The organism is Janibacter sp. FSL W8-0316 (assembly GCF_038004165.1).
Classification (GTDB): Bacteria; Actinomycetota; Actinomycetes; order Actinomycetales; family Dermatophilaceae; genus Janibacter; species Janibacter indicus.
The window spans coordinates 2,136,141-2,160,698 of the sequence record NZ_JBBOQX010000001.1 but is presented as its reverse complement, the minus strand read 5'-3'; the positions used below and the strand labels follow the sequence as shown (position 1 = coordinate 2,160,698).

Genomic DNA, 24,558 nt, shown 5'->3' with positions numbered 1-24,558 from the left:
ACCGCATCTCGACCACGGCTGACCAATCCTCATGCCCTGTCCGACTTCGCTCCGAGACGAAGGCGGAGCCATACGCTGTTCCGTTCTTGCGACTTGTCCTGTCACGCTGCACGGGCTATCTCGGCCGTGATCAGTCCCCGAACGGTCACCCTGAACGGCCGATTTTCTGAGGAGTTCTATGGCCTGTTGGCGCCTGCTTGGGGGTGGCGGTGCGTTGCGTGACAACTATGCAGCCCAGAACGGCAACCGCAGCAATAGGCACAGCCAGAGTGAGGGTCTCTCCCATAATCAGGACAGACCAGATCAGGGTGAGTAGTGGTTGCGCGAGTTGGAGTTGGCTAGCGCGAGCGACACCGATCAGCCCCATTCCTCGGTACAAGAGGACGAAGCCGCCGAACTGGGAGATCGCGGCGATGTAGGCCATGCCGGCGATGCTGAGCGGTGTCACATGCAGGGGCTCATAGCCGATGGCCACGCCCGAGACGATCAGATTGATCGGGGCGGCGAAGAGAACTCCCCAGGCGATCACTTTCCAGCTGGACATGTGCCCGGCGAGTCGTCCTCCTTCGGCGTAACCAGCGGCGCAGAGGAGTAAGGCCCCGAGGAGGTAGAGGTCGGCGACGGTTGGACGTCCTTGGTTCTGGGCTAGGGCGAAGATGACCACGACAGCTGTGCCAGCGGTTGCGGCGAGCCAGAACGTTGCTGGGAGGCGGCGCCCCGTTAGTAGTGCCGAGATGCTTGCGGTGGCCATCGGGAGCGCTCCGATAACCACGGCGGAGTGGGCGGTGGATGAGGTTTGTAGGGCGAGGGTGGTCAACAGGGGAAAGCCCACGACGCAGCCGAGGGCGACGACTCCAAGTCCGGCCCAGTCGCTTCTCTGGGGAAGTTGGGCGCGAGTGGCTAGGAGCGCGACGGCGGCGATTGCGGCGGCGAGCACTCCTCGCAGACCAGTGGCGGTCCACGGGCCGAAGCCATCGAGGGCCCACACGGTCGCGGGGAAGCTGAAGGAGAAGCTGAGGACCCCGAGGAGCGCGAAGATCGTTCCCTGCGTGGCGGTGGGTGCTACCGTCGGTCGTATAGTAGCGCTATCATGGCTTGTCATGAACAACGATAGCAGTTGGCGAGCGCTCGCGGAGTCTTTGTATCGGGAGTTCGAGGCACTCCCAGCAGGAGCGCGGATTCCGACGCACCGGCAGTTGGTGGCACGGTTCGGTGCGAGTGCCACTACGGTCTCTCGGGCTTTGACTAGCCTGAACCGTCAGGGGTTGATCGAGTCCCGCCCTGGTGCGGGCAGTTTCCGCTGCGCGGCTCGCCCTTCCCTCCCGCACGTCGATACCGGGTGGCAGGACGCGGCGTTGGGGATCACGCCGGGGACGGGGGTAGATCTGATCCCGCTCCGTCATCACGACGCGAGTGCGTTGGGGGCAACGCTGAGTTCGCCGGGGACGGACGTGGTTGATCTCAACGGGGGTTACCTGCATCCGGACCTGCAGCCGCTGGATCTGTTGTCGAAGGCTTTGGGCAAGGTTGGGCGTCGTACCGAGGCGTGGGAGCGTCCGGAGGCTGCGGGGCTGCCCGAGTTGCGCGACTGGTTGGCTACGGAGATCGGTGGGGGACTCGCTCGGCACGACGTGTTGATCACCTCCGGTGGCCAGGCCGCTCTTTCGCTGACGATGCACGCGATCGCTGGTCCTGGAGATCCTGTGATCGTTGAGACGCCCACCTACCCGGGGATTCTCGCAGCGGCCCAAGGCGCTGGTCTGCGTGTGGTCCCGGTGCCGATGGACCATGAGGGCATCCAACCCGGGCACCTCGAGCGGGCCCTAGTCCAGACGGGCGCCCGCCTCGTCGTTGTGCAGCCCACCTTCCAGAACCCAACGGGTGCTACCCAGGGCGAGGAGCGGCAGCGCGAGCTCGTTGATCTGGCTATCCGGCACGGGGCCTTCCTCGTCGAGGACGACTTCGCGCGCTATCTGACTCACACCGATGCCGCGCCCCTAGCCCGGCCGCTAATCGAGAAGGATTCAGCTGGTGTCGTTGTACACATCAGGTCTTTGACCAAGCCAACGTCGCCGAACCTGCGGATTGCCGGAGTGGCGGGTCGAGGTCCCGTGATGGCGCGCCTACGAGCAGCGCACATGGTCGACACCATGTTCGTTCCGGCGGTTCTGCAACACACAGCCTTGGACGTGCTTGCGGGCCCTTCCTGGCCGCGGGCGGTCCGTGTTCTGTCCGCAGCGTTAACGCAGCGGCGGGCCGCCACGGTGGAGGCCATTCGGCAGAACCTTCCCATGGGCACCTTCACCCATCAGCCTCGAGGTGGCTACCACCTGTGGATTCAGATACCGCCTGGGACGAGTGACAGGGACTTAGCGCTGAGGGCCCTGCAACTCGGTGTGTCCGTCACCCCAGGCAGCAACTACTCCAGCACTGGAGGGGCGACAGATCGCCTCCGCATCAGCTATGTCGCAGCCCCATCCGCTGCGGACGCTGCGGCCGGGGTTCGTCGGCTTGGTCTGGCCATCGCCGAGAGGGGATAGTGGTGGTCCAGGGGCTAGTTGCCAGCCGAGCTCTTGGCCGGTGTCAGCCACAGCGTTGCGCGAGGATTTCGGCGAAGCGACCTGCGCTTCCAGGGGCGAAGCACAGGCTCAGGGACGGTTCGACGAGCTCGAGCTCGTGAACAAGCGGTTGCCCATCGGAGTCATCGACGAGGTCCACCCGCGCATAGAGCAACGGTCCCACGGTCGTGGTCCGGCCCCGACTGGCCTCAAGCGCAGCCCGGGCGACTTCCACCTCTGCCTGGGATGGTTCGTGCGGTGCACGGACATCTTGGGTGGGCTCGCCGGCCGGTCCGGAGCGTGTCAGCAGAGGCGCCTTGGTGATGGCGTGGGACAGCTCGCCGCCGAAGAAGATGAGGTTGACCTCGCCATGGTCTTCGATGCCGTTGAGGTAGGGCTGGACCATCACGCGCTTGGTGGAAGTGAGAAGGTCGATCCCGTGCATCACAGCCTGTTCCTCGTCGCCTACGGTGAAGCGCCGCACTCCTCGTGAATAGGCCCCGACGGAGGGCTTAATGACCAAGTCGCACCCGGGGTGAGCCGCCCGTACCGCCGCGATGCTCCGTCGCACTCCATCTGCTCCCTCATCGGCCGTTGAGAACTCGGATAGAGGCACTGGAACCCCTTGCGCAGCGAGGTCGCGAACATAGGTCTTGTCGAGGTTCCAGCGGAGGATGTCCAGGGGGTTCCACAGGTCAGTGAGAGTCGCGGCGTGCTCACACCAAGACAGAAACTCCGACAAGCGACTTGTGTAGGACCACGGTGACCGCAGGACGGCGGCAGAGTAGGTGCGCCAGTCAACTGTGTGATCAGTCCAGTCGACCACCTGCACTTCGATCCCAGCCAGCGTGCACGCTTCGACGAGAGGGGCCATGTCGTGGTCGTCGGGAGTGCTCGCCGCGTCGGTGATGAGGGCGAGGACTCCTCGATCTCTCGGGTGCTTCACCATGGCAGGCTCGTCTTGCCGGTGACGAACGAGCCGGTGGGGCCGGCTTTGTCGAGTAGCGCGAGTCTCACCGCGGTCTGTGCCGCCTCTGCTGGTTCTAGGTCGCCCTCGCCGTCGTTGAGATCGGTGCGGGTGTACCCGGGGTGGGCCGCGTTGACCTTGATAGGTGTGTCCCGCAGCTCGTATGCGAGATGAACGGTCCATGAGTTGAGCGCGGTCTTTGAGGCGCTGTACGCCGGGAGCGATTTGAAGGTGTCGGAGTAGGTGTAACTAGTGCGGTCGCTGTGTCGGTCGAGGGAGGCGAGCAGGCTCGAGACGTTGACGATTCGGCCGGCGGATGAGCGCAGGAGGTAGGGCAGGAACTCCTGGGTCACTCGCACGGCGCCGAAGAGGTTGGTCGTGAAGGTGGTCTGCCAGTTCGCGAGCGACTGTTGCGATGGCGAGCGACCGTAGGGCTCGATTCGGATGGCCGCGTTGTTGATGAGGATGTCGAGGCGCCCATCGTTGTGCTCATCGAGGTGGCGGCAGGCGTCTACGAAAGTCGCATCGTCAGTGACATCTAGGACGACTGGAGTCACGCTAAGTCCCTCGTCGGAGAGGGATTTCGTCGCTTCCCAGACGCGGGTCTGGTTCCGTCCGGTGACTAGGACATGAACCCCGGCCTCGGCGAGTTGTCGGGCGATCTCTAGGCCGATGCCCTTGCTGGCGCCGGTGACTAGGGCGGTGCGTTGGTTCATGGAAGCTTCTCCAGACTGGGGGAGGGTAGTGAACTGAGGAAGGTGCCGATGGCGTCACCGAAACGGACGATGTCGACGAGGAATGAGTCGTGACCGTGTGGTGATTCCAACGTCGCGCCGGTGGTCTCGACCCCCATGCTCCGGAACCGCCTAATGATGCTCTCTTGCTGGTCAGGAGGGCTGAGAAGGTCTGTCTCGGCGCCGAGCACGAGGGCGTAGCGCAGCGCCCCGGCAGCCGCCGGCGTCTGTGGCTGAGTGAAGCGGTCGCTGGCCCGGCTGAGGTAGAGGTAGCAGTTGGGGTCGAACCGCTCAGAGAACCGGTTGGCGTGGTGCTGGAGGTAGCCCTCGACCGCGAACTCTGGATCGAATGGGGCCGCTACTGAGGATGCTGGGGTACGCCCGAATCGGACCTCCCATTCGCGGGCGCCCCGGTAGGAGAGCATGCCCAGCTTGCGCGCAGTGACGAGGCCTTGGCGGGGGAAGCGCTCCCGAATGTATGCGCCCCCTGCCCACGCGGGATCCTGCAGGATCACCTCTCGCTGGATTGACCTCACTGCGATAGCGAAGTCTGTCGATTGGGGTGCGGCGCACACGCTGATGTGCGCGGATGCTATGTGCGGATGTCTCGCAAAGAGCGAGAGTGCCGACATCCCGCCCATGGAGCACCCGACGACGGCCGCGAGTTGCTGGATTCCCAGGTGCGTCACAACGTAGGCTGCGGAGTCGGCGATGTCCTCGATCGAGATCTCGGGGAACGCGAGCCGGTAGGGCTGGCCTGTTCGGGAGTTCACCGACGCTGGGCCGGAGGAACCGAAGCAACTACCCAGGCTGTTGATGCACACGACGTGCCAGCGGTTCGTGTCGATCGCGCGTCCCGGGCCGACTATCCCTTCCCACCAGCCAGGTAGGGGGTCGTCGTCACCGGCGGCGATGTGCGCGCCAGCTGAGAGGCCGGTGAGAACGAGCACGGTGTTGTCGCGCCTAGGGCTAGGAGTCCCAAGAGTCTCGTAAGCGATCCGGCCCTGTTCCAACAGGCCCCCGCGATGAAGGACCAAATGTGAAGGCAGGTCGACGAATCGCGCAGCTGGCGGGACGAACTCGAAGTCTCCGAAGGGTGAGCTTGTGCCAAAGGCCATCAGAACGTCGCTCATTGAGTCCGAGACATGGACTGGAGCCACTCGTCGTCAGATCCCTCGTTGACCCCGTCCATGAGGAAGGTCGACAGGTACCGCTCTCCTGTGTCGGGCAACATCGTGAGGACGACTGACCCGGGTTCGGCGCGCTCGGCCACCGCGACTGCGGACGCAAGCGTCGCCCCCGCGGAGATGCCGGCGAAGATGCCTTCCTCCTGTGCCAGCCGACGGGCCATGTCGCGGCCCTCAATGTCGTTGACGGTGACGAGCTCGTCGATCACGGTGTCGTCGAGCAGGCTTGGGACGAAGTTCGGCGCCCACCCCTGAATCTTGTGGACCTGCCAGGGCTCCCCTCGAAGGACCGCGGAATTCTCGGGCTCGGTGACCACGATCTTGACGTCCGGTCGAGCCTGCCTGAGCATCTGCCCGACGCCGGTGAGCGTGCCTGTGGTCCCGAACCCTGTGACGAAGTAATCCAACCGCCTCCCAGCGAAGTCGGCAAGGATCTCCGCGGCTGTCGTCTCCCGATGGAAGGCCGGGTTGGCCGGGTTGTCGAACTGCCGAGATCGGAACCAGCCGTGATCGGTGGCGAGGTCGTCGGCGATCTGGTTGCCCCCGCTGCTGCCGAGTTCACCGGGGAAGAGAATGACCTTCCCTCCGTAGGCGCGGATGAGTTTGCGCCGTTCCACCGAGTACGTGTCGCCCATTACGGCGACGAACTGGTACCCGCGTGCAGCGGCGACCATGGCGAACGCGATGCCGACGTTGCCCGATGTGCACTCGATGATGGTGTCACCGGGGGTTAACTCGCCGCGACTTTCGGCGTCGAGAACGACCCCAAGGGCCAGGCGGTCCTTGACGGATCCGCCGGGGTTGAAGGACTCGACCTTGGCGTAGATCGTGGCGTGTGACGGACTGATGCGTTGGAGGCGAACGATCGGAGTGCCGCCGATGGTGTCCAGGATGCTCTCTTGCAAGGCCATGTGGCTCCTTGGGTAAGTGCGGTTGGTGAGATCAGGCCGCGGCGGCCGTGAGCGGTTCGACGATGCCCAACAGGACCTCCAGAGCGGACTGGGCCGTCGCAGAGTCCTCGGGTGCGTTGAACTCGGCGAGTTCAACCCCGCACAGCTGTGCGGGAGGGATGGCGGCGAAGATGTCTCGCAACTGGTCAGGGAGGATCCCGTCGGGCACGACGTAGTCGGCGGGAATGTGACCAGGGTCGAGGACGTCCCAGTCGACATGGATCCAGACCGGGCGTTCGCCGATGACCTCCCGGACTGCTCGAGGTGTCGCCGCCGCGGGCGGGAGGTGGCGCAGCCCATGCTCGGACATCAGGTTGGCTTCACCCGGATCGATGTCACGTGACCCGATGACCGCTGCTTGGCCAACTGGCAGCGTGCCGTTGTATCCAGTTTCCCAGAGACCGCACGCGCCGGAGAGCACCATGCCGCCGAGGTAACCGCTACCGGTCTGAGGGGTGTTGAAATCAGCGTGGCCGTCGATGTAGAGGACAGCGACTTCTGGATGGTGGCGGTGAACCACGGGGAGCGTCGCCAAGCTCGCCGAGCAGGTGCTGGAAAGGACGAAGGGCAGGTCGCCGCGGCTCATCACGGCGTCGAGAGTGCAGCCCAACTCGCTAAGGGTATCCGCGGCGGCCGGCAGGCTCTCGGTCCAGTCGTCGTTCGCGGCGGGTTCGGGAACGCCGACGATGGTCGTCTGGGCCGAAAGCCGCGAGGCGAGTGCGGCGCCCGTGACTTCAGCTCCTCGGATCATGAAGGGTGCGCGGTCGCCGACTCGGCCGCGGTTGATGATGACGTGTGCGGGCATGGGACTCCTTGGATGCGCAGCGGACAGGTCTAGGCCTGTTGACCTAAGAAGGGACAGCGTTCGGGATGTGTCGGCGGATCGACGTCTTGGATCTCGTACTGGTGCCACTCGAGGGACCCCGAGCCGTAGGTCCCGAGATCCCCGGAGTGCGGGAGGTCGTCGTAGATATCGACCCGCTGACGGATCACGGCGCGAGCTCTTCGGCCACGAGGCGTCGGGCCGGCGAGGGTGTCGAATCGCTCCCGCGGGTTGACCACGAACGCCAGGTGCTCACCCAGGTTTCGGGAGTGGCGTTGCTGGTGTCAAGGGCCAGTGAGAACTGCCCAGTGGCGGACATGAAACCTGCCCGCTGACGGCCACGAGAACTGCCCGGTGGTGGCCATGGGATCTGCCCATGGGGGCTGCGGCCACCACCGACCAGGGTGCTCAGCTCAACGGGCTCACCCCTTGGCCAGCCAGTGCTTGGGTGAGGCGCACGGAGTCGCCGCTGGTCTGGCAGACGTGGGCGTGGTGCAGCAGCCTGTCGACGGTGGCGGTGGCCAGCGTCTTGGGCATGAGTTCGTCGAATCCGGACGGGTGCAGGTTCGAGCTGATCGCGACCGAGCGCTTCTCGTAGGCGGCGTCGACGAGCCGGTAGAGGCCCTCGGCGGCGTCGGCGGCAACCGGCAGCAGCCCGATGTCATCAACGATGACCAGGTCGGCGCGCAGGACGCGGGCGATCGCCTTCGACACCGTGTCGTCCGCGCGGTGTCGGCGCAGTAGGACGCCGAGGTCTTCCAGGGTGAACCAGGCGACTTTCAGACCGGTCTCGACGGCTTGTTGGCCGAGCGCCTCGAGCAGGAACGTCTTCCCGGTCCCCGACGGCCCACAGACGACAAGGTTCTCTCGTCGGTGGACCCATTCCAGGGTCCGCAGTGCCTGCTGGGTGGGCGCCGGGATCGAGGACGCGTCGGGCTGCCATGCGTCGAAGGTCTTCCCGGTCGGGAACCCCGCCGCTGCACGCCTCGTGGCGAGTGCGGAGCGTTCCCGGCCGGCGACCTCCTCTGCGAACAGCGCCTTGAGGACCTCGGCCGGTTCCCAGCGTTGGGCCTTCGCGGTCGCGACGACTTCCGGGGCGTGGCGGCGGATGTGCGGCAGCCGCAGCCTGCGCAGCAGGTCTTCCAGGTCGGCTGGCAGTGGCGGCGCGGTGGTCGTGGTCTTCATGCGATCACCTCGTCGGTGTCCGTAGCGGACTGCTGGCCGAGCCGTGCCCAGGCGCTGGTGCCCTGGGTCAGCGAGGAGTCCTCGCTGGCCCGGTGCTCACCGGCGCCGGGTTGGCGGGCGTGGTGGTCCAGGATCGAGGACAGGTCGGCCTCGGCGAACCGGCCATGGACCGCGGCATGGCCCAGTGCCCAGTCGACCTCGACGGGGTCGAACAGCTTGGCCAGGGCAAGTGCCTCGGCCATCTTGACCCGCATCCGCGGCGTGCCCGCGGCGGCGGCCTCGACCAGCCACAACCTCGCGCCCTCGCCCAGGTCGAGGAACTCCGACTCAGCAGCGTTCTTCGCCCGCGGCCGACGGTCCAGCGGTCCCTCGGGCTGGGGCGGGAAGTGCTCGTCGTTGATCTTCGGCGTGCCCGGGGTGGCCCGGGCGTGGCGGGCGACCTCGACCGGACCATCGGCGCCGACGTGGACGATCACGACCTGCTCGTCGACCCCGACTCCTTGGGTGCGGACCCACACCGTGGCGCCCAGTAGGGACTGGTCGTCGTGGACGTGGGGGACCGAGTACTGGCCGGACTCGAAGGTCACCATCGGGGTGTTGGTCGGCACCTGCCGGGTGGTGCCGAACGCGACCGTGTGCGGCACCGCGGGGACCGGGTGCAGCCGGGTGGCTTCCTCGGCGAGCATCTCGACCGGTGGCCGCTTGGTGAGCCGGTGCGGGCGGGCGTTGACCTTCTGACAGAACGCCTCGCAGGCGGCCTCGAGCTCAGCGAACGTCGCGTACTCGACGAGCAGGTTGGTGTCCTTGGGGACCAGGTCGGCCTTGCTGATCTTCACCGACGACTCGGTGCCGCCCTTGGACGCCGGATCCGCCGGGACACAGGTGTGCACGACCACCGAGTAGTGCTCGGCGAAGCTGACGAGCTGGGCGTTGCGGACCGGGATCCCGGCGATGTGCTCGACCGTGACGGTCTTCTCGTTGTCGGTCAACACGTAGGTCGGCACCCCACCCAGTCGCCGGAACGTCTGGTCCAGCGCGGCGAACACGCTCGGCATCGTCTTGTCGCGCAGCGCGATCACCACCCGGAACCGCGACCACGCCAGCCAGGCGACGAACAGCACGGTCTTCGCGCCGTCGACGACCGGACCGTCGCCATAGTCGTACTGCAGCCACATCCCCGGCTCGGTGACCCACGGCCGGTGCACCCGCACCCGCCCGGCCCGGTAGGACGCCTTGACCTTCGCGACCGCCCGGCGGGTGGTGCGCTCCGAACCCTTGTAGCCCATCGCAAGCAGCTTCTCGTGGGCCACATCGGCGCGGACCTTGCCCTTCGAGCGTTCGACCCACTCCTCGACCTTCGCGAGGTACTCATCGATCACCTGCGGCCGCTGCGCGGCCCGGTCCAGCTCGCCGCCAGCGGCACGCCGCTCGACGTAGTGCTTCACCGTGTGGTGCGAGCAGCCGGCCAGCTCCCCGGCATCACGCAACGACCCAGTCAGGTCGTAGGCATCCAGAATTCTCATGATCTCCTCGGCAGACTTCAACTCATCCCTTCCTCGGGAGCGATCGGGCGCTTCAGCACCGCTCATCGCACCCGAGGAAGGGGCCTCAACCACGCAGCACGGCGAGGCAGACGACGTCGTGTCGGGCAGATCCCATGACCGTCAGCGGGCAGTTCTCATGTCCGCCACCGGGTAGTTTCGTGGCCGTCTCCGGGCAGTTTCTCGTGGCCGCCGACAGCTGGTGTGCCGGCGTACTCATGTTCACGAAAATCGGCGTCCCGGCGAAGCACATTGACCAGTCCGGGTCCTCTGGAGAGATGGGGATCTCCACGGGCCAAGGGGCGGGGTCCCGGCGGTGCAACTCGCGCAGAACCCACCACCCACGGTCTTGGAAGTCTCGGACACTTCGGCACCCTGCAGTGACTTGGGGAGCGAAGAGGACGACGAGAGGTGGAGCTGAGTCGACGCGCCCGTCCCAGTCGCGACAACTGTCGAGGAAGGACTTGAGGTGCTCAGCCAAGTGGTCGAGCTCCTCAGGGTCGAAGCCCTCGACGAACATGAAGCGGACGAGGCCCTTCTTCCCGGCGTTCCGTGCGAAAACACACGGAAACCCCTTGTGCCGTAGGCGCTGGGCAACTTCGCCAACTGCCGCATCACGCCAAGCGAGGGTGGAATCTGCAGAGGGATCGAATGACTGGCGGGGTAGCGAACCTCTCACGGCGCCTCGATGTTTGCGCAGACGGAGGGGATGTCGGTGAGGTGGAGGTCTGACTGTGGCTCAAGTAGCGCTGTCCAGCAATGAGCGATAGCGCTATTCGTGTTCCTCATGATCGACGGTAGCGCAGCTGAAGTGTGCTCGCAGGTCGATGCATGAAGGGGGCGACTGATGCCCTCGTCGTCATCCGCTCGAACAGGCTCCCGAGCATGGCGACCTACCCCGCTGGCCTTGACCAGGCCGCTCCCGGAGCCCGAGGTGCTGCTGGCGCAACTCGTCCATGGACTCATCCCACATCTGTCGTGCAGGACCTGGGGCCACGCCAAGACCTCTTTGAGGACTCCACCGGCGTCCACGCTCGATGGTGGGCGCTCAGCTCAGCCGACCGTTGCGTGGGACGGCGAGACTTCCCGGACGTATCGAAGAAGCACGACCCCGTCATTGAACGAACGGTTCTCGACGAGGGTGAGATCACGCAGGTCGTGCTCTTCGGAGAACAGGCGACGCCCGGCACCGACCACGACTGGGTAGATGAACAGCCTCAGCTCGTCGACCATGCCCAGCACCAGGAGCTGCCGCGCTAGCGAGATGCTCCCCGTCAGCACAATGTCCGTGCCCTCACGAGCCTTTAGGCCACGGATTTGCGACTCAAGCCCTTCGCCACCCTGGAGGACGGTGGTCCTCTCCCAGTCGGGGTCCTCCATGCTGCGGGACACGACGTACTTCTCGACGCGATTCAGGTGATCTGTGACGCCGGTCTTGTCGTCGGCCCGCCTGGGCCAGAATCCCCGCATCTCCTCGAACGTGACACGGCCAACGAGGAAACCATCCGATGCGGCCGCGTGCTTCCGCGTGGTCTCCGCGAGTTGCCGCCCCTGTTCGGAGTCGTCGGTGGGATCGAACCACGATCCGTCGTTCTCGACGACCCCGTCCAGGGTGATGTTCTCGGTGATGACGAGCCTGCGAGTCATTGCTGGTGCTCCTTCAGGTAATTCGTTTCCAGGTTTCTGGTCCTATGGGCGCGGACCTTGGCGCGGTTTCCGCATCGGGCCATTGAGCACCACGTGCGCCTGCCGCCGCGGGACACGTCGAGGAAGACGATGGGGCAGTCGTTTCCGCCACAGGTCCGCAACCGGTCTCGGTCGTCGCGCAGGTGCACGAGTGCGTCGCGAGCGATGCTCGACAGCGCCTGGTTTGCCACCGGCCTCTCTCCTGGCTCGTGGCCCGGGAAGACCGGTGGAAGGTCGGGCTGCGACGCGACCCGCGCGATCACGGACAGGTCGACGTCGTTGAGCTGCCCCCCTTCTGCGGCCGCCTTCGCGGCTCGGGTGATGCTGTCGCGCAGATCCAAAGCCGACTCGGCCTCGCGGGGTGTCGGTTGCTTCAGCCGGCGATCGAGGTGCGCAGCGAGCCAAGTACCCAACCCCGCGCCCGTGAGAAGGATGCCATCGCGCCACGGCCCCACGCCGAAGTCCCCGGTATAGACAAAGTCGAGGAACAGCGCACCGGGATCGAGCATCCACGTCTGCCCATCCCATGTGCGGACTCGCTGAGACATTCATCCACCCCTTCGTGTAACTGCATTAAACGGTTACACGATGCATCATGACAGTCAAGGGGGGGAATCTCTCGCACGCGTGGCCTCCGTCCCGCTCACGGCCTGGCCGACCCTATTTCGGCAATCATGATTTACTAATCCCATGGGTAGACCACGTATGTCGACCGACGAGGAGATCCTCGATCGGATCGCTCTGGCTGTGAGCGACTCCGCTTGGACGCTCGCCGGCGCCGCTGAAGCAGCCGGTTTGCACCCTTCGACGTTGATCAAACGCTTCGGCTCGCGGGAGGGCGTCCTGCTGGCGCTGAGCCGGCGCTGGGTGAACTCCGTGCCGTCCGGTCCCCTGAGCAGCGACCCGCACGCCGAACTGATGGCGTGGGCGGCGTCGCTAAGCGTTCGCGGCATCACCTCGGCAGGAGTCCTGGCGCGCATCGACATGCTTGCGGAGGACCTTCGCAACGAGGAACTCCGCGGCCTATTGCATCTCGGCTGGCAACGACAACTCGACCACCTCACTGCGCTGGTTGACGCCGCGGTCGACCGCGGAGACCTGCGCGTCACGGTCCCCGTGCGACTGGTTGCCCAACTGCTGATGGACACCGCCTCCGGAGCGCTCTTGCGTGCTGCCGTAGCGCCCGAACCGGCCGAGGCCGACCCCTGCACCGCTGTCCACGACCTACTGGAGGCACTGACATGACCGAACACAGGACTTGGAAGGGGGCCGTGTTCATCGCTGCGAGCGTTGACGGGTTCATCTCCCTACCCGACGGCGACCTCACCTGGTTGACGGACCCGCCGCCCGAACCACGCCACGTGCCGGGCTCCAAGGGGAACCACGCTCCGCAGGACTACGAAGAATTCACCGCTGGTGTCAGCCATCTCGTGATGGGACGCGGCACCTACGAGAAAGTGCTCACCTTCGGCTTCTGGCCCTACGAGAGGTTCCGCGTGCTCGTCCTGAGCACCACCTTGCCCGACGCCGCCGACACACGGATCACAGTCGTTCGCTCCGTCGCCGAGGCACGGCAGCTCTTGGACCTCGACGAAGCCACGAGCGTCTACGTCGACGGTGGACATGTACTCAGCGACTTTCTGCGCCATGACCTCATCGACGAACTCACCGTCACACGAGCGCCCATTCTCCTTGGACGCGGGCTCCCGCTATTCCACGAACTACCCCAACAGATCCGCCTGTTGCACCTCGGTACTGCGACCTCCGACACCGGCATGACCAGCACCCACTACGAGGTCGTACGAGACTCGGGCAACTGACCAGGGTCGCAGAGGAGCTGAGCCGGTGTACGTGTCCGCGGACAGTCTCTGTTGATCCGATGCCGCGCCACGCCTGTCGTAGGACCTTGAGTCCATTACTTTGCACATGCCCGCGTCAAGACGGGATCTGTGCAAAGTAGGCCGCGTGTCGTGTGCAGTCTTCGCTGCAGCTCGACACTGATGGGGGTGGGCGCTGGTCAGCTCTCGGCGAATTCCGCTCGCCGACCCTCGCCGTGTCCAGCCCGTCGCCATGACCTCAGTGCGTGCGTCTGGGTGCGAGCACTGAGTGTGCGATATGGTGTCTGGACCACGACCGGTTCCGCTCAGTTCACGCTGAGTCCAGGGCCGGTCTTCTCTGTTGGGGGCGCCTCGTGACGGCAGCCAAGGAGTTTCGGACCTACGCCCAACAGGTCGCCTTGCTTGAGGCGCGGGGGATGGACGTCGGCGATCCGGAGCAGGCCATCAAGCGACTCCGCAGCGTCAACTACTACCGGATGAGCGGTTACTGGTACCCGTTCCGCCAATTCGATTCCCCTGAAGGTGCTCGCCGGGACGAGTTCTTCCCCGGCACCACCCTCTCCGACGTGGTGCAGTTGTATGAGTTCGACGCCCGCCTGAGGGCGGCGACCTTTGCCGCTCTGGCCCCGGTGGAACTGAGGGTCCGGGCTCTGCTGGGTCACCACCTCGGCGAAGTTGATGAGGTCGCGCATCTCCGCCCAGACCTCCTGAGTGTTCGAGCGCGACAGGGCAGCGGGTATGACAAGTGGCGGAAGGACTTCCAACAGAGACTGGACCGGTCTCGAGAGGACTTCGTGCAGCACCATCGGACCAAGTACGGGGGTGTCCTACCGGTGTGGGCAGCGGTGGAGATACTCGATTGGGGCGGCCTTGTATGGCTATTCGGCTTCTCACCGCGTGGAGCGCAGGACCAGGTGGCCGCAGCCTTTGGTCTGAGGGCACCGCAACTCGAGTCATGGCTGAAGTCACTCAACATCGTCAGGAACGTCTGCGCTCACCACGGCCGCCTGTTCAACAGGGCATTCGCGCTGAGGCCGAAGTTGCCCCCGGCGCACAGAGCCAGGGAGCTCGATGTCATGGCTGACTTTACGAGGAGCTTCGGGCAGTTGACTCTGGTGCAGTACTTGCTGCGTGCGTCCGGCGAGCGCACGACCCTGTTGCCCGCGGTGATGAGGTCCTATCCGAACGTCACCAGGATCCCGGTCACTCACATGGGCGCACCGCGAGACTGGACTCGCTCCGGCCTGTGGAGGCCGTGACTCAGAACGACGGCCGAGGGCAGTAGCCCACGCGGCCCGCCCCTGCGGCAAGATGACGCAGGCAGTCGTCGTCTTGCCGTGAGGGGTCCTGTTGAGCACGCTCGGAAGCTTCATCTGGTCGATCGCTGACCAGTTGCGCGGGCCGTATCGGCCGAACCAGTACGGCAACGTCATCCTCCCGCTGACGATCCTCCGGCGCCTCGACTGCATCCTCGCTCCCGACCGCGAGACGGTCCGCGACCTCGCGGCCAAGTTCGAAAACCCCAACCGGCTCAAGGTCGAGGTGAAGAAGGCGACCGGGCGGACCTTCTGCAACACCTCGAACTACTCCTTCGCCAACCTGCTCAAGGACGCCGACGGGCTGGCGGACAACCTCAACGACTACATCGACCGCTTCTCGCCGGACGTCGACGTCTTCGAGTACTTCGACTTCAAGAAGGAGGTCGTCGCGCTCGAGAAGGCCGAGCTCCTGCGCGAGGTCGTCAGCTCCTTCGCGGCGATCGACCTGCACCCCGACCGGGTCTCCAACTCGGACATGGGGGACGCCTTCGAGTACATCATCCGCAAGTTCAACGAGGCCGCGAACGAGACCTCCGGAGACCACTACACGCCCCGCGACGCGATCAAGCTGCTCGTCGACCTGCTCTTCGCTGAGGACGACGCAGGCTTGGGCGAGGCAGGCATCGTGCGCACGCTCTACGACCCCACCGCTGGCACGGGCGGCATGCTCTCCCTGGCGCAGGAGCACCTGCTCGCGCAGAACCCCGACGCGAGGCTGAGCCTTTTCGGGCAGGAGTACAACCCGCAGTCCTACGCCATCTGCAAGTCGGACATGCTCGCCAAGGGCAACGACCCCACCAACATCGCCTTCGGCAACACCCTGACCGAACCTGCCTTCACCAACCGTCAGTTCGACTTCTGCATGTCCAACCCGCCCTACGGCGTGGACTGGAAGCAGTACGCGAAGGCGGTCAAGGAGGAGCGCGACCAGGCAGGTCCCTATGGTCGTTTCGCGCCCGGCCTGCCGGCGACGTCGGACGGGCAGATGCTCTTCCTGCTCCATCTGGCGCACAAGATGCGGGATCCGCAGGACGGTGGCGGCCGGGTCGGGATCGTCATGAACGGCTCGCCGCTCTTCAACGGTGCCGCCGGCTCCGGTCCCTCGGAGATCCGACGGCACCTGCTGGAAGGCGACCTCGTCGAGGCCATCGTCGCGCTGCCGACCAACATGTTCTTCAACACCGGCATCGCGACCTACATCTGGATCCTCGACAACTCCAAGGTCGCGGAGCGCAGGGGCAAGGTCCAGCTCATCGACGGCACGTCGTATTGGACGAAGATGCGCAAGAACCTCGGGTCCAAGGGCCGTGAGATCAGCGACGAGGACCGCGCCAAGGTCCTCAAGCTCTACGACGACTTCGAGGACGCGGACCCGGAGCACTCCAAAGTCCTGCGCAACGAGGACTTCGGCTACTGGACCATCACCGTCGAGCGGCCGCTGCTGGATGACGAAGGGGAGGTCGTCACTGACCGCAAGGGCAAGCCCAAGGCGGACAGCAAGAAGCGCGACACCGAGAACGTCCCCTTCACCTACGGCCGTACGGCGTCGGATGAGGAACAAGCGAGCCCCTCACCGGTGGTTGAGGAGCGAGCGCCAGCGAGCCTCGAAACCCCCGAGGACGTCATCGAGGCCTACTTCGACAGCGAGGTCGCGCCCCACGTCCCCGACGCGTGGGTCGACCACACCAAGACGAAGATCGGGTACGAGATTCCCTTCACCCGCCACTTCTACCGATACGTCCCCCCGCGTCCCCTTGCCGAGATTGATGCCGATCTGGAGACCCAAGTCGACAAGATCATGAAGCTCTTGCACGAGGTCGAAGAATGAGCCGACCGATGAGGCGCTCGGGCGTCCCTTGGATTGGTTTGCTACCGGAGGAATGGCGCGTTGTTCCGTTCCGGCACGTCTTTGCCGAGAGCCCCGAGGTGAACGGCGCGCGCCCCGTCGGCGTCATGCTTTCAGTTTCAGGCTATCGAGGTGTCGAGCCGAAGGAGTACGAGCACGAGTCGCAGCGCCGAAGCGACGACATGTTGGAAACCTACCGAGTCGTCCGTCCAGGGCAGCTTGCCGTCAACACCATGTGGATGAATTACGCGGGACTCGGAGTGTCCGAGCACTTGGGGCATGTGAGTCCAGCTTATAGGGCTTACGATTTTCGGGCCCGTTGCGATCGTAGATTCATTCATTACCTGATGCGGTCGGAGGCATACGTTCGGGCGTACACGGGCTGCCTTCGCGGTATCAGGCCCAATTCTTTGCAGATGGACCGCGCGACTCTGATGAGCTGGCCGATTTTGCTGCCGCCGATCGACGAGCAGCGGGACATCGCTGACTACCTCGACCGCGAGACCGCCCGCATCGGCATGCTCATCGAGGAGCAGCAGCGTCTGATCGCGATGCTCCGCGAGCGGCGTACCGCGCTCGTGGACTCGACTCTGACTCAGGGATTGGACGTGGAAGAATTGCGCGCGACCGGCAACACGTGGCTGCCGGATCTTCCTGCGAGCTGGAGGGTCACCCGCGCCAAGCACGTCCTTTCGTACGGCCCCCAGAACGGCATCTCCCCACAGGCCGGCGACTCTGACGACACGAAATCGCTTTCGCTTGGCGCCATTCGAGAAGGCCGGGTAAACATGCACTCAGATGTGACCAAGTACGTCGACGGTGCCGAGATTAGCGACCTCGAGGACTACAGTCTGCACTCAGGCGACATCCTTCTCGTCCGTGGGAATGGGAACATCGACCTCGTTGGGCGTGCGGGTCTTGTCGGCCCCGAGTTCAGCGCGTGCACCTATATCTACCCTGACCTGCTCATCCGAGTGCGGACGAGTGCGTCCATGCTTCCCGACTTCTTCGTCTGGGCCTGCAACGCAAACGCCACGCGGGCACAGGTAAGAGCGAACGCCAGAACTGCCGTCGGCACCTTCAAGGTTGCAGGCGGCGACGTTAGGTCGCTGGTACTGCCGCTACCTCCGCTGGAGACGCAGGCGGCGATAGTCGCGCACCTCAAAGAGCAGACGGCAAAGATCGATCACCTCATCATGGAGACGGAGCGGTTCATCGAGTTGTCACGCGAACGACGTTCGGCGTTGATCACGGCGGCGGTGACGGGGCAGATCGACGTACGAGAGGTGGCGTGATGGCTGACCACAACGAGGTGGTCTTCGAGGATGAGATCTGCGCGCATCTCGAGGCGCACGGCTGGCTCTACGCGAGGAACGACGCGGGGTATGACCGGGAGCGGGCGCTCTTCCCTGCTGACCTCTTCGCCTGGCTGGAGGAGACGCAGCCGGCTCCCTTCGCCAAGGCGTTGAAGGCCGCGGGGTCCGAGGCGAAGTTCCTCGACGTCCTGGCCACAGCCTTGGACAAGCCGCTCGAGCACGGCGGCGGGATGCTCAACACCCTGCGCAACGGCGTCCCGTTCGTCGGCGGGGGGCGGCTGAAGATGGCGCAATTCCGGCCCGACACCTCGCTGAACCCGACGACCGTCGAGCAGTACGCGGCGATGCGGGTGCGGGTGATGCGTCAGGTGCACTTCTCGACGGCGGACCAGCGCAGCATCGATCTGGTCTTCTTCGTCAACGGGCTGCCGGCGGCGACGGTGGAGCTGAAGACCGACTTCACGCAGTCGCTGGACGAGGCGGTCAACCAGTACAAGAAGGACCGCCACCCGATCACCAACGGACGGGTCGAGCCGCTGCTGTCCTTCGGCCACCGAGCCCTGGTGCACTTCGCGGTCTCCAACGACCTCGCCGCGATGACCACGCGGCTCGAGGGCGACAAGACGCACTTCCTCCCCTTCAACACCGGCAACGAGGGCGGCGCCGGCAACCCGCCGGCCGCGGACGGCACGTCGTCGACGGCCTATCTGTGGGAACGGGTGTGGGAGAAGCACGCCTGGCTCAACATCATCGGCCGGCTGATGATCGTCGAGACCAAGGAGGAGTGGGACGTGGCGACGGGAACCTCCCTTCGCCGCACGTCCATGCTCTTCCCTCGCTTCCATCAGTGGGAGGCCGTCACCAACATCGCTGCCGCCATCGAGGACGAAGGCGTCGGCCAGCGGTATCTCATCGAGCACTCGGCGGGGTCGGGCAAGACGAACACGATCGCGTGGACCGCGCACCGGCTGGCACGGCTGCACGTCAACGACGAGAAGGTCTTCGACTCGGTGATCGTCGTCGTCGACCGTACGGTCCTCGACGGGCAGCTGCAGGATGCGATCCGGCAGATCGATGGCGGCAAGAAGATCGTGGCGACGATCAGTCCGGAGGATGTGCACAAGGCGGGTGCGACCTCGAAGTCGTACTTGCTGGCCAAGGCGTTGAAGAACGGGGAGCTGATCATCGCGGTGACGGTGCAGACCTTCCCGTACGCGCTGGACGAGATCCGCAAGGACTCGGCCTTGAAGGGCAAGAAGTTCGCCGTCATCGCCGACGAGGCGCACTCCTCCCAGTCCGGTCAGGTCTCAGCGAAGCTCAAGGCGGTGCTGACCGCGGAGGAGGTCAAGGACATTGAGGAGGGTGGGCAGGTCGACGTCGAGTCGGTCCTGGCCGCGGAGATGGGGGAGCGGGCGGAGTCGCCGAACATCTCCTACCTGGCCTTCACCGCGACGCCGAAGAACAAGACGCTGGAGCTGTTTGGCCGTAAGGGAGCCGACGGCAAACCGGTGGAGTTTCATCTGTACTCGATGAAGCAGGCCATCGAGGAGGGGTACATCCTCGACGTGCTCAAGGGGTACCAGTCCTACGACACCGCGCTGAAGATCGCCGGCAAGGCCAGTGCCACCGGCGAAGGGGAGGTCGAGGAAGGGGCTGCGCGCAAGGGGCTGATGCGGTGGGTGCAGCTGCACCCGACGAACATCACCCAGAAGGTGCAGATCATCGTCGAGCACTTCCACGCCAACGTCGCTCACCTGCTCGAAGGCAAGGCCAAGGCGATGGTCGTGACGGACTCGCGCAAGTCGGCGGTCAAGTACAAGAAGGCAATCGACGCCTTCATCGCCAAGCGCGCCGCGGAAGATCCCTCGTACAACTACCGCACGCTCGTCGCCTTTTCCGGTGGGGTGACGATGGACGAAAACGAGGTGTGGACCGTCGAGTGGGGGCCGGCGCCGAGCAAGGACGACGAGTTCACCGAGGCCAACATGAACCCCGGCGCGGGCAGTGACCTGGCGGCAGCCTTCAAGGGCGACACCTACAAGTTCATGACGGTGGCCAACAAGTTCCAGACCGGATTCGACCAGCCGCTGCTGTCGGCGATGTACGTCGACAAGCGCCTGGCCGGGGTGACGGCGGTGCAGACGCTGTCGCGACTGAACCGGACGCACCGCACCGCTGGTGGGGAGCAGAAGCGCAAGACCTTCGTCATCGACTTCGTGAACAAGCCCGAGGACATCCGGCAGTCCTTCGAGCCGTACTTCACGGCAGCTCGTCTCGAAACCGAGACCGACCCCTATGTCGTGGTGCACCTGGCGACGAAGCTGGCGCACGCAGGGATCTACACCGAGGACGAGGTCCGCAAGACGGCTGAGCTGTGGGTGCGGCGGAAGGGCAACAACGCGCTGACCGCGGCGGTCTCCCCGGGGAAGACGGCCTTTGCGAAGCGGTACGAGAAGGCGCTCGAGACCGACGACAAGGTGCTGCTCAACGAGCTCGAACTTTTCCGCAAGGACGTGTCAACGTACGTGCGGCTCTACGACTTCATGAGTCAGATCGTCGACTACGGCGACCCGTACATGGAGATGCTCTCGATCTACCTGCGGCTGCTGGAGCGGGTGATCAAGGACGAGTCATGGGCAGCCGAGGTCGACCTGTCGGACGTGGTCCTCGTGGGGGTGAAGCACAACAAGGCCGCGGCGGTCGACATCTCCCTGACTGGTGATGGCGAGCTGAAGGGGATCAGTGCTGCTGGGACCGGGGCGAAGAAGGAGCCGAAGTACGTCGCGCTGCAGGTGGTCATCGACCGGATGAATGACCTTTTCGGTGCGGAGTCCTTCGCGGAGTCGCAGATCAGGGAGTTCGTCAACGGGCTCGTCGAGCGCCTGCTGGACTACCCCGACCTGGTGGCGCAGACGCGGGTGAACTCGAAGAAGCAGTTCATGGAGTCACAGGACTTCCAGGCAGCTGTCACCGAGGCCGTCGTGGAGAACCAGGACGCGCACAACACCATGGCGGACTACTTCTTCAGTGACGGGCCCGGTGTGAGTGGGGTCGTGGTGGCGCTTGCTGATGCGTTCTATGAGACGGCGACTGACCAATGGACGGAGAGGGTCGAGTGAGCGGAGTTCGAAGCGATCTCGCTTCGCGTGCGTATGAGCTGGCGCTTGGTTCAAGAGGAGATCGATGACGGACAAGGCACTAAGGCTGGGCGGACGACGCCCTCAGCTCGTTGCGTGCTGCCGAGGAACGGGCAGTGAGTGCGCGAGCAGCGCGCGCCGCCGAGCGGATGTTCTGACCGACTGGAGAGCTCAGCATCCACTGAACCCGGGACGGTTCAAGCAGTTCACGGGGCGCGCCCAGGTTGTCGCTGTGCTCAGGTTGACGGCTGACTAGGTGGAACTGTCGGTGCGGACCGGTAGCCTCGTGCTGATGCGAACCCCGCTTGCTTGTTGACGCGCGAAAGGTACTCCCTTGGCCCGCCCCTATCGGTCTGAAATGGCCGAACTCTCGGCCACCCTGGACTGGGTGAGTCATGCTGATATTTCGGACATTGTGACGTGCGTCGAGAGCGGAAAGTACCGGCCGATGGTTGCGGTTGGTTCGGGAGGGTCACTCTCCGCGGCCCATCATATGGCCCGATTGCATCGGTCGCTTGGTTTCAGCCTCAGCACAGCGCTGACTCCCTATCAGTTCCGTACCCAGCAACTTTCAAAAGAGACTCATTGTTGGGTCTTCAGCGCTGGTGGCTCAAATGTCGACGTCGTTGCGGCGTTATCGGCTGCTCGTCGCGCCGAAATGGCCGCCCTAAACTTGGTAACCCTTCGTAGCCGAAGTGCAATCTCAAGAGTCGCGAGTGAGGATCCGGTCGTACGACTTCACCATCTGGGAGTTCCGTCGAAGAAGGACGGATTTCTCGCGACCAACTCCCTGCTGGCCTTTTGCGCTGTCGCGACGAGGGCCTACCTTCAGGCAGACGCTCGCGGCGAGAGGTGGCTCGCCATCTCTGGGCTTCTTGAGGAGAGCCTCGGCGAGACGAGCCGCGGCGGCTGGCGCGACGCAGCTCTCTCCGTCGCTGGACGCGAGCACCTTGTGGTCCTCCACGACGCAAACACCAGCTTGGGAGCGTTCGACCTCGAGTCGAAGTTGATCGAGGCCGGCATTGTCGGAGTGCAACTTGCCGACTATCGACACTTCGCACATGGCCGCCATCACTGGTTAGCAAAGAATGGATCTAGCAGCAGTGTGTTGGCTCTCGTGTCGGATGCGGACAGATCGTTGGCCCGACGGACGATGCGTTTGCTGCCCGTCAGCGTTCCAAGAGCTGTTATCGACATCCCAGGCGATTGCGAAGTAGCCCAACTGGCGTCACTCCTCGCCGCCTTTCACATCACCGAAGCGCTGGGCTTCGCACGAGGCATCGATCCCGGCCAACCCGGTGTTCCTGACTTCGGTCGCAAGCTCTATCGACTTTCACTTGGGAAACCGCAGGCGAGGTCACGGTCACAGGTATCGATCGACCGCAAAGAGCAGCAGCGGTCAAGGCCGAAGACCGCCCGGCTTCAGCAGCTTTCGGCGGAAACCCTGGCCGCGGCTCATCGAGCATTCGAGAAGAATCTCGCGAACACCGCGCTTGGCGGCATCGTCTTCGATTACGACGGAACGATCGTGGATACACCCGACCGATTCCGACCGCCGCGCGACGACGTCACTGCAGAGTTGGTCCGCATACTCGGCGCAGGTTTGCCGGTCGGAATCGCAACAGGTCGAGGACAATCTGCTGGCTCGGACCTGAGGCGGACCATCCCTAAGGGCCTCTGGCCGTTGGTGACAATCGGCTATTACAACGGAGCAGAGATTCGCGAGCTGGGAGATGCCGAGCCCCTAGCCAGTGCTCAGGAGCCCGCGGGACCACTTGCTCTGTTGCACGATCAGCTCATGCGTGAAGAGGGAGCGCTGAAACTCACCCTTCGGCAGCACCAGCTCACCGTCCAAGCTGAAGGGGGACTCTCAGAGGAGAGACTGTGGGAGAGCGTCCAAGCTCTCGTTGCCGAACAGCATCTTACGACCCTGCGCGTAGTCCGATCGAGTCACTCCATCGACGTCGTTGACGCCAACGCTTCGAAGATTAATGTCATAGCCGCGGTCGCGTCACGCGCGAAGACGAACGACATCCTGAGAATTGGGGACCGCGGTCGCTGGCCCGGCAACGACCACGAGATGCTGGCATCGCCCCTAGGTCTCAGCGTCGAACAGGTTAGTCCCGATCTGGCGAAGTGTTGGAACATCGCACCAGAATCACTCCGTGGGAGCCGCGCGACCCTCTACTATTTGCGATCAGTGGAGGTGTGCGATGGAATCGCCTGGTTCAGAGTGGAGGGCGAATGAACTCGGATCTGGGCCTGCGGGTCTTGAGCAGCGTCATGGACTGGGACGACGACAAAGCCCACGACCAGTTCCAGCGCCTTCGCCTGATGGCGACGTTAAAGTACGACGGCTATCGCGACTTCGAAGCCGGCGTCCGCTTCACCGAGAGTTTGGCGTCCTGGCTCCAGCAGTTCGATCCTGATCAGCGGGAAACTGCCTACGATTTCATAATGACCAGACTGGTATACATCGGTCCTTCTGAGATGGAGAAACTCGTCGGGCAGTTCTACGCGAACGTGGTTCATCCTGAACTGATCACGGCAGTCGCCAAACAGATGGATATGCCGCGCTACAGCCTCCTCGCCAACGACGAAGCACGCGAGCGGATCAACAAGCTGCGCCGCCGAACGCTCTTCCTTGGCCTGAGTGATGGCGCGCGGGTCGACTTTATCCGTCACCAGAACGTCGGCCTGATCACCAACGAGCAAGTTGTTGGCTCGACCCAACTCGACCAAGCAAAGTGGAAGGATCTCCTCGACGAGCTCCGCACGGATCTTAACGACGACGAGGCTACCTTCCGGGCTGTCTACCTGATTGACGATTTCGCCGCGACTGGCACCTCGTTCTTCCGGCTCGACGGCGGCAGGGCCAAAGGGAAGTTGTCCAAGTTTGCCGCATCGGTGCAGGCAGCCCAGGCGGTGCTCGGTGGGAAGATTTTCGAAGACGGATACCAAGTCTTCATTCACCACTATGTCGGCACCGCTAAAGCGAGAACGGAGCTGGCCGATCGCCTCGACGCGGGTAAGCACGTATTGGCCGAAGCGGGGCTGCCGCCGAGCATCTCGACCACGTACGGCCTCTGGCTGCCTGAGTCGCTGCCGCTTGACACAGACAACCCTGCCGACCTGGGATTCCTCGACCTTGCCGACCAATACTACGACGACTCCATCACCAGCAGGCACACCGCTGTTGGGGGCACCGACGACATGAAACTCGGCTACGGCGGATGCGCGTTGCCACTCATCCTCGACCACAACACTCCGAACAACTCAATGCCGCTTCTCTGGGCGGAGACGGTCGGCTCGCCGAAAGTGGACGGCATGGCCGCGGTCCCGGCGATGAGGCCACTCTTTCGCCGTCGGCAGCGGCACATTTAAGGGGACGACAGTGGTCAATCCATTCGAGAAGCGAGCAACGGAGTACCTCGCCGATAGCGAGGCTTTCCTGGCTGTGGTAACCCCCGA

20 protein-coding genes and 1 pseudogene are annotated in these 24,558 nt (G+C 64.4%); 9 read left to right on the top strand and 12 right to left on the bottom strand.

Translation table 11 applies throughout. The features are described from left to right. Positions 1-145: 145 nt before the first annotated feature. Positions 146-1,102, bottom strand: a complete 957-nt coding sequence (locus NYE39_RS10590; protein WP_341012647.1) for a DMT family transporter — start codon at positions 1,100-1,102, stop codon at positions 146-148. Between NYE39_RS10590 and NYE39_RS10585 the strand changes: the two genes are divergently transcribed. Then, positions 1,101-2,540 carry an aminotransferase-like domain-containing protein gene (locus tag NYE39_RS10585; protein ID WP_341012646.1) on the top strand — a complete coding sequence of 480 codons (1,440 nt, stop codon included), beginning with the start codon at positions 1,101-1,103 and terminating at the stop codon, positions 2,538-2,540. The two genes, NYE39_RS10590 and NYE39_RS10585, sit on opposite strands and share 2 nt — an antisense overlap. A gap of 43 nt (positions 2,541-2,583) precedes the next feature. Here NYE39_RS10585 and NYE39_RS10580 read toward each other — a convergent pair whose 3' ends face one another. The 11 genes and pseudogenes from NYE39_RS10580 to NYE39_RS10540 form a co-directional block, all read right to left on the bottom strand. After that, on the bottom strand, positions 2,584-3,042 hold the full coding sequence (locus tag NYE39_RS10580) for a hypothetical protein (RefSeq protein ID WP_341012645.1): 459 nt from the start codon (positions 3,040-3,042) through the stop codon (positions 2,584-2,586). Between the two features lie 458 nt (positions 3,043-3,500). Then, positions 3,501-4,241: an SDR family oxidoreductase gene (locus NYE39_RS10575; RefSeq protein ID WP_341012644.1), complete on the bottom strand. Its 741-nt coding sequence runs from the start codon at positions 4,239-4,241 to the stop codon at positions 3,501-3,503. Next, positions 4,238-5,377 (bottom strand): homoserine O-acetyltransferase MetX, encoded by a 1,140-nt coding sequence (metX, locus tag NYE39_RS10570; RefSeq protein ID WP_341013406.1) that lies wholly within the window; start codon positions 5,375-5,377, stop codon positions 4,238-4,240. The genes NYE39_RS10575 and metX overlap by 4 nt, the downstream gene beginning before the upstream one ends. An 11-nt stretch (positions 5,378-5,388) precedes the next feature. Next, on the bottom strand, positions 5,389-6,357 hold the full coding sequence (gene cysK / locus NYE39_RS10565) for a cysteine synthase A (protein ID WP_341012643.1): 969 nt from the start codon (positions 6,355-6,357) through the stop codon (positions 5,389-5,391). A gap of 31 nt (positions 6,358-6,388) precedes the next feature. Continuing rightward, positions 6,389-7,201, bottom strand: a complete 813-nt coding sequence (locus NYE39_RS10560; protein WP_341012642.1) for an arginase family protein — start codon at positions 7,199-7,201, stop codon at positions 6,389-6,391. A gap of 29 nt (positions 7,202-7,230) precedes the next feature. After that, positions 7,231-7,491 (bottom strand): annotated as a pseudogene (locus NYE39_RS17310) (YqcI/YcgG family protein); the annotation flags it as partial. A gap of 136 nt (positions 7,492-7,627) precedes the next feature. Beyond that, positions 7,628-8,404 carry an IS21-like element helper ATPase IstB gene (gene istB, locus NYE39_RS10555; RefSeq protein ID WP_341011666.1) on the bottom strand — a complete coding sequence of 259 codons (777 nt, stop codon included), beginning with the start codon at positions 8,402-8,404 and terminating at the stop codon, positions 7,628-7,630. After that, positions 8,401-9,948 carry an IS21 family transposase gene (gene istA, locus NYE39_RS10550; RefSeq protein ID WP_341012641.1) on the bottom strand — a complete coding sequence of 516 codons (1,548 nt, stop codon included), beginning with the start codon at positions 9,946-9,948 and terminating at the stop codon, positions 8,401-8,403. The genes istB and istA overlap by 4 nt, the downstream gene beginning before the upstream one ends. A 64-nt stretch (positions 9,949-10,012) precedes the next feature. Continuing rightward, on the bottom strand, positions 10,013-10,624 hold the full coding sequence (locus NYE39_RS17305; RefSeq protein WP_445667070.1) for a YqcI/YcgG family protein: 612 nt from the start codon (positions 10,622-10,624) through the stop codon (positions 10,013-10,015). A 374-nt stretch (positions 10,625-10,998) separates the two neighbouring features. Next, a complete protein-coding gene (locus NYE39_RS10545; RefSeq protein ID WP_341012640.1) occupies positions 10,999-11,592 on the bottom strand; it encodes a dihydrofolate reductase family protein in 594 nt (197 codons plus the stop codon). After that, a complete protein-coding gene (locus tag NYE39_RS10540; RefSeq protein WP_341012639.1) occupies positions 11,589-12,140 on the bottom strand; it encodes a CGNR zinc finger domain-containing protein in 552 nt (183 codons plus the stop codon). The genes NYE39_RS10545 and NYE39_RS10540 overlap by 4 nt, the downstream gene beginning before the upstream one ends. Positions 12,141-12,336: 196 nt before the next feature. Here NYE39_RS10540 and NYE39_RS10535 point away from each other — a divergent pair, with 196 nt between their 5' ends. From NYE39_RS10535 to NYE39_RS10500, 8 genes are all read left to right on the top strand, one after another. Then, the gene (locus tag NYE39_RS10535) at positions 12,337-12,876 is read left to right on the top strand and encodes a hypothetical protein (RefSeq protein WP_341012638.1); all 540 of its coding nucleotides are present in this window, start codon (positions 12,337-12,339) and stop codon (positions 12,874-12,876) included. Beyond that, entirely contained in the window at positions 12,873-13,451 is a 579-nt protein-coding gene (locus NYE39_RS10530; RefSeq protein WP_341012637.1) for a dihydrofolate reductase family protein, read from the top strand. The genes NYE39_RS10535 and NYE39_RS10530 overlap by 4 nt, the downstream gene beginning before the upstream one ends. A 371-nt stretch (positions 13,452-13,822) precedes the next feature. Further along, positions 13,823-14,728, top strand: a complete 906-nt coding sequence (locus NYE39_RS10525; RefSeq protein WP_341012636.1) for an Abi family protein — start codon at positions 13,823-13,825, stop codon at positions 14,726-14,728. A 91-nt stretch (positions 14,729-14,819) separates the two neighbouring features. After that, positions 14,820-16,616: a type I restriction-modification system subunit M gene (locus NYE39_RS10520; protein WP_341012635.1), complete on the top strand. Its 1,797-nt coding sequence runs from the start codon at positions 14,820-14,822 to the stop codon at positions 16,614-16,616. Positions 16,617-17,050: 434 nt separating this feature from the next. Continuing rightward, positions 17,051-17,929 carry a hypothetical protein gene (locus NYE39_RS10515; RefSeq protein WP_341012634.1) on the top strand — a complete coding sequence of 293 codons (879 nt, stop codon included), beginning with the start codon at positions 17,051-17,053 and terminating at the stop codon, positions 17,927-17,929. Further along, positions 17,929-21,069: a type I restriction endonuclease subunit R gene (locus NYE39_RS10510; protein ID WP_341012633.1), complete on the top strand. Its 3,141-nt coding sequence runs from the start codon at positions 17,929-17,931 to the stop codon at positions 21,067-21,069. The genes NYE39_RS10515 and NYE39_RS10510 overlap by 1 nt, the downstream gene beginning before the upstream one ends. A gap of 376 nt (positions 21,070-21,445) precedes the next feature. Beyond that, a complete protein-coding gene (locus tag NYE39_RS10505) occupies positions 21,446-23,335 on the top strand; it encodes a hypothetical protein (RefSeq protein ID WP_341012632.1) in 1,890 nt (629 codons plus the stop codon). After that, positions 23,332-24,471, top strand: coding sequence for a phosphoribosyltransferase-like protein (locus tag NYE39_RS10500; RefSeq protein ID WP_341012631.1), 1,140 nt, complete (start codon positions 23,332-23,334; stop codon positions 24,469-24,471). Before NYE39_RS10505 ends, NYE39_RS10500 begins: the two co-directional genes overlap by 4 nt. Positions 24,472-24,558 lie beyond the last annotated feature (87 nt).

Coding starts and splice junctions, on each gene's coding strand:
- metX (WP_341013406.1), bottom strand. CDS start 5,377: ATGGCCTTTGGCACAAGCTCACCCTTCGGAGACTTCGAGTTCGTCCCG.
- NYE39_RS10540 (WP_341012639.1), bottom strand. CDS start 12,140: ATGCTCGATCCCGGTGCGCTGTTCCTCGACTTTGTCTATACCGGGGAC.
- NYE39_RS10535 (WP_341012638.1), top strand. CDS start 12,337: ATGTCGACCGACGAGGAGATCCTCGATCGGATCGCTCTGGCTGTGAGC.
- NYE39_RS10530 (WP_341012637.1), top strand. CDS start 12,873: ATGACCGAACACAGGACTTGGAAGGGGGCCGTGTTCATCGCTGCGAGC.
- NYE39_RS10590 (WP_341012647.1), bottom strand. CDS start 1,102: ATGACAAGCCATGATAGCGCTACTATACGACCGACGGTAGCACCCACC.
- istB (WP_341011666.1), bottom strand. CDS start 8,404: ATGAAGACCACGACCACCGCGCCGCCACTGCCAGCCGACCTGGAAGAC.
- NYE39_RS10500 (WP_341012631.1), top strand. CDS start 23,332: ATGAACTCGGATCTGGGCCTGCGGGTCTTGAGCAGCGTCATGGACTGG.
- cysK (WP_341012643.1), bottom strand. CDS start 6,357: ATGGCCTTGCAAGAGAGCATCCTGGACACCATCGGCGGCACTCCGATC.
- NYE39_RS10515 (WP_341012634.1), top strand. CDS start 17,051: ATGGACCGCGCGACTCTGATGAGCTGGCCGATTTTGCTGCCGCCGATC.
- NYE39_RS10560 (WP_341012642.1), bottom strand. CDS start 7,201: ATGCCCGCACACGTCATCATCAACCGCGGCCGAGTCGGCGACCGCGCA.
- NYE39_RS10510 (WP_341012633.1), top strand. CDS start 17,929: ATGGCTGACCACAACGAGGTGGTCTTCGAGGATGAGATCTGCGCGCAT.
- NYE39_RS10505 (WP_341012632.1), top strand. CDS start 21,446: ATGGCCGAACTCTCGGCCACCCTGGACTGGGTGAGTCATGCTGATATT.
- NYE39_RS10585 (WP_341012646.1), top strand. CDS start 1,101: ATGAACAACGATAGCAGTTGGCGAGCGCTCGCGGAGTCTTTGTATCGG.
- NYE39_RS10575 (WP_341012644.1), bottom strand. CDS start 4,241: ATGAACCAACGCACCGCCCTAGTCACCGGCGCCAGCAAGGGCATCGGC.
- NYE39_RS10545 (WP_341012640.1), bottom strand. CDS start 11,592: ATGACTCGCAGGCTCGTCATCACCGAGAACATCACCCTGGACGGGGTC.